Origin of the sequence: uncultured Amaricoccus sp., assembly GCF_937891315.1 — a bacterium.
In the GTDB taxonomy this organism is placed as follows: domain Bacteria; phylum Pseudomonadota; class Alphaproteobacteria; order Rhodobacterales; family Rhodobacteraceae; genus Amaricoccus.
Genome location: NZ_CALAGI010000036.1, coordinates 1 through 4,632 on the forward strand (window position 1 = coordinate 1; position 4,632 = coordinate 4,632).

Sequence of the window (4,632 nt, forward strand, 5' to 3'; positions counted from 1 at the left end):
CAATGTTCACATGCGGCTTCGTCCGCTCAAACTTCGCCTTCGCCATGATGGCCTCTTCCCAGGTTTCTAGGCGGCGCGTCTCGCGCCCGTCCGCGATCGCCCCTCTGCGACGCGCGCCCGCATTAGGGGCAATTCGACGAGAAGGCAAGCCGACCGCGGCGGACATCCAGGGCGGGGATCGCATTTGGCGCGGCCGTTCATGTTCGTCGATTCCGCCGCCGATATTCCCGCGCCCGCGTCTCGCCGGTGGCGGACGCGCGCCCGCGCGAACTCGCGGAGGGTGCGACGGGTGAAGACTTCGCCGGAGCGCCGAAATCGTGAAACGCGGGCCCGGGACTCGCGCGAAAGCCGGGCGAGAGCGCGAAACGTGGCTCCCCGGGCGAGCATCAACGCGCGGGGGCCCGCGTATCCCATCCATATATATCCTATTCTATATAGACGTCGCCCCCGCCCGGGTCCCGAGTCACGCAGTCGTAACGAGCGATCATATAGCGTCGGATTCGGAGCGGGGGCGGGGGCGCGTCTCGCGGGGACGCTGCGACCATGGATACCATCGATACCGGAACCCTTCTGGCGCTCGCCGCGAGCGCCACACTGGCGATCGGCTTTGCCGTATATGCCGGGCAGATGGCGCGCGGGCTCAGCCGGCCGAACGGGGCGAGCTGGACCATGTGGGCCTATGGCGCGGCGGCCCCGCTCTTCGCCGGGGTGGAGGCCGACGCGCCGCGCGCCATACTGGCGCCGCTCGCCGTCGTCTTCTGCGGCGCGCTCTGGATCGCGGCGACGAGTCTCGCGCGCCACCGCCACTCGGGGGACGGGGTCATCCTGCTGACCAACGCCGGCATCGTGCTCTGGAGCCTGCTCGCCCTCGCCGCGCCGACGGCGGGGCGCGGCTTCGAGCAGGACGCGGGCCTGGTCTTCGTTATCCTGTCGGGTCTCGCCGCGGTGACAGCCGCCTGGCCGACCCTGAGCGGCGTGGTCCTTGATCCCGCCCGCGAGAAGCCGCTCGCCTGGTTCGTCTGGTCGGCCGGCCATGGGCTGATGGCGCTCGCCGTGATGGGCGAAGGGCTTGGCTGGCACTATCTCGTGCTGCCGCTGCTCGCCCAGGCGGTGCATCTGATGATCGGCGTCCTGGCGCTCGCACCGAGCGAATCCTTTCCGGTCGAACGGTCGGGCTCGCTCGGCTGACGTCGCGCCGGAACCAGCCCGTCCGGCGGGTTTCATTCAAGATTTCAGATAGTTGTGGCGCGGAGACCCCTCCGCGCCACCCGCATGGGAACGCGGTTGACATCCCCGACCGTTAAGCCTAGCTTCCGCGCGCTCCGGGGAGGGCAATGTCTCTTCCCGATACAGCCAGTCTTGGGCGGTCATGACTCGGGTCTCGAACCCCAGTCCTCTGGAATTTCGCCGCGTCGGGCCCGAAGGCGGGTCCGAACGCGGCACTTTTGGCATTTCGCGCAGGGGCGCGGCGTGCCGCGGGAATGCGATGCGCGGCGTGCCGCGGGAATAGAAACGGGTAAGACGGGGTTAGAACCGAATGCCAACGATCCAGCAGCTGATCCGCAAGCCGCGGCAGCCCAGAGTAACGCGGAGCAAGTCGCTGCATCTGCAGTCCTGTCCGCAGAAGCGCGGCGTCTGCACTCGCGTCTATACCACGACCCCGAAGAAGCCGAACTCGGCGATGCGCAAGGTCGCCAAGGTCCGTCTGACCAACGGTTTCGAGGTGATCAGCTACATCCCCGGCGAGAGCCACAACCTGCAGGAACATTCGGTCGTGCTGATCCGCGGCGGCCGCGTGAAGGACCTTCCGGGCGTGCGCTACCACATCCTGCGCGGCGTGCTTGACACCCAGGGTGTCAAGAACCGCAAGCAGCGCCGGTCGAAGTACGGCGCGAAGCGTCCGAAATAAGGAGTTAGGCAATGTCGCGTCGTCATAGCGCCGAGAAGCGCGAAGTCCTGCCGGACGCCAAGTTCGGCGACCGCGTTCTGACCAAGTTCATGAACAACCTGATGCACGACGGCAAGAAGTCGGTCGCGGAAGGGATCGTCTACGGCGCGATGGAGCGCGTGCAGCAGAAGCTGCGCCGCGAGCCGATCGAGGTGTTCCACGAAGCCCTCGACAATATCAAGCCGTCGGTCGAGGTCCGCTCGCGCCGCGTCGGCGGTGCCACCTACCAGGTGCCGGTCGAGGTTCGCCCGGAGCGCCGCGAGGCGCTGGCGATCCGCTGGCTGATCAAGGCGAGCCGCGCCCGCAACGAGCACACGATGGAAGAGCGCCTCGCCGGCGAGCTGCTCGACGCCGCCAACATGCGCGGCACCGCCGTGAAGAAGCGCGAAGACACCCACAAGATGGCCGATGCCAACAAGGCGTTCAGCCACTACCGCTGGTAACGGCGAAAGCAGGAAACACGACGATGGCCCGCGAATATCCTCTCGACCACTACCGCAACTTCGGGATCATGGCGCATATCGACGCCGGCAAGACCACGACGACCGAGCGGATTCTGTTCTACACCGGCAAGTCGCACAAGATGGGCGAGGTGCATGATGGCGCCGCGACCATGGACTGGATGGAGCAGGAGCAGGAGCGGGGCATCACCATCACCTCGGCGGCGACGACCACCTTCTGGGAACGGACCGAGGACGGCGTTTCGACCGACAGCCCGAAATACCGCTTCAACATCATCGACACCCCCGGCCACGTCGATTTCACCATCGAGGTCGAGCGTTCGCTCGCCGTGCTCGATGGCGCGGTCTGCGTGCTGGATGCGAACGCCGGTGTCGAGCCGCAGACCGAGACCGTCTGGCGCCAGGCCGACCGCTATGGCGTGCCGCGCATCGTCTTCGTCAACAAGATGGACAAGATCGGCGCCGATTTCTTCAATTGCGTCAAGATGATCAAGGACCGCACGGGTGCTGTCCCCTGTCCGGTGCAGCTGCCGATCGGTGCCGAGACCTTCCTCGAGGGTCACGTCGACCTGATCACGATGGAAGAATGGACCTGGAAGGGCGAGGATCTGGGCGCCAGCTGGACCCGCCAGCCGATCCGCGCCGAACTCGCCGATCAGGCCGCCGAGATGCGCGCCACGATGATCGAGCTCGCCGTCGATATGGACGACGCGGCGATGGAAGCCTATCTCGAAGGCGAGGAGCCGGGCGTCGAGGCGCTGCGCGAGCTGATCCGCAAGGGCACGCTGGCGATGAAGTTCGTGCCGGTGCTCTGCGGCTCCGCCTTCAAGAACAAGGGCGTCCAGCCGATGCTGAACGGCGTCATCGACTTCCTGCCGAGCCCGCTGGACGTGAAGGCCTACATGGGCTTCAAGCCGGGCGACGAGACGGAAACCCGTGACATCGCCCGCCACGCCGACGATGCCGAGCCGTTCTCGGGGCTGGCGTTCAAGATCATGAACGACCCGTTCGTCGGCTCGCTGACCTTCACCCGGATCTATTCCGGGCAGATCAAGAAGGGCGACCAGATCCTCAACTCCACCAAGGAGAAGCGGGAGCGCGTCGGCCGCATGATGATGATGCATGCGATCAATCGCGAGGAAATCGAAGAGGCCTTCGCCGGCGACATCATCGCGCTGGCGGGGCTGAAGGATACCACGACCGGCGACACGCTGTGCGATCCGGTGAAGTCGGTGGTCCTCGAGACGATGACTTTCCCCGAGCCGGTGATCGAGATCGCCGTCGAGCCGAAGACCAAGAACGACCAGGAAAAGATGGCCGCCGGCCTTGCCCGCCTGGCCGCCGAGGACCCGTCCTTCCGCGTGGAGACCGACCGCGAGAGCGGCCAGACCATCATGAAGGGCATGGGCGAGCTTCACCTCGACATCCTGGTCGATCGTCTGCGCCGCGAGTTCAAGGTCGAGGCCAATATCGGCGCGCCGCAGGTGGCCTATCGCGAGACGATCAGCCGCAAGGCCGAGATCGACTATACCCACAAGAAGCAGACCGGCGGTTCGGGCCAGTTCGCCCGCATCAAGCTCGTCATCGAGCCGACCGTGCCGGGCGAAGGCTATTCCTTCGAAAGCAAGGTCGTCGGTGGTTCGGTGCCCAAGGAATACATTCCGGGCGTCGAAAAGGGCATCCAGTCGGTGATGGACTCCGGCCCGCTCGCCGGCTTCCCGGTGATCGACTTCAAGGTGGCTCTGATCGACGGCGCCTTTCATGACGTGGACTCCAGCGTGCTCGCCTTCGAGATCGCCGCGCGCGCCGCGATGCGCGACGGACTCAAGAAGGCCGGTGCCAAGCTGCTGGAGCCGATCATGAAGGTCGAGGTCGTGACCCCGGAGGACTATACCGGCGGCATCATCGGCGACCTCACCAGCCGGCGCGGCCAGATCGGTGGTCAGGACAGCCGCGGCAATGCCATCGCCATCAACGCGACGGTGCCGCTGGCCAACATGTTCGGCTATATCAACACGCTGCGCTCGATGTCCTCGGGCCGGGCGGTCTTCACCATGCAGTTCAGCCACTACGAGGCTGTGCCGCAGAACATTTCGGACGAGATCCAGGCGAAGTTCGCCTGACGCGGGAAAACGCGGCGGCCGAGAGCCGCCAATGTGGAATGACAGGAGGCCATCATGGCGAAGGCGAAGTTTGAGCGGACGAAGCCGCATGTGAACATTG

Annotated in this window: 4 protein-coding genes; all 4 read left to right on the forward strand. The window is 65.7% G+C overall.

Annotation, left to right across the window (positions count from 1 at the left end):
• The first annotated feature begins 543 nt into the window (after positions 1–543).
• On the forward strand, positions 544–1,188 hold the full coding sequence (locus Q0480_RS02720; protein WP_299130366.1) for a hypothetical protein: 645 nt from the start codon (positions 544–546) through the stop codon (positions 1,186–1,188).
• Between the two features lie 349 nt (positions 1,189–1,537).
• Complete coding sequence (gene rpsL, locus Q0480_RS02725; RefSeq protein ID WP_299130368.1) at positions 1,538–1,909, forward strand: 30S ribosomal protein S12; 372 nt, start codon at positions 1,538–1,540, stop codon at positions 1,907–1,909.
• Between the two features lie 11 nt (positions 1,910–1,920).
• Positions 1,921–2,391, forward strand: a complete 471-nt coding sequence (rpsG, locus tag Q0480_RS02730; protein WP_299130370.1) for a 30S ribosomal protein S7 — start codon at positions 1,921–1,923, stop codon at positions 2,389–2,391.
• Between the two features lie 23 nt (positions 2,392–2,414).
• Entirely contained in the window at positions 2,415–4,532 is a 2,118-nt protein-coding gene (fusA, locus tag Q0480_RS02735) for an elongation factor G (protein WP_299130372.1), read from the forward strand.
• Positions 4,533–4,632: the final 100 nt, after the last annotated feature.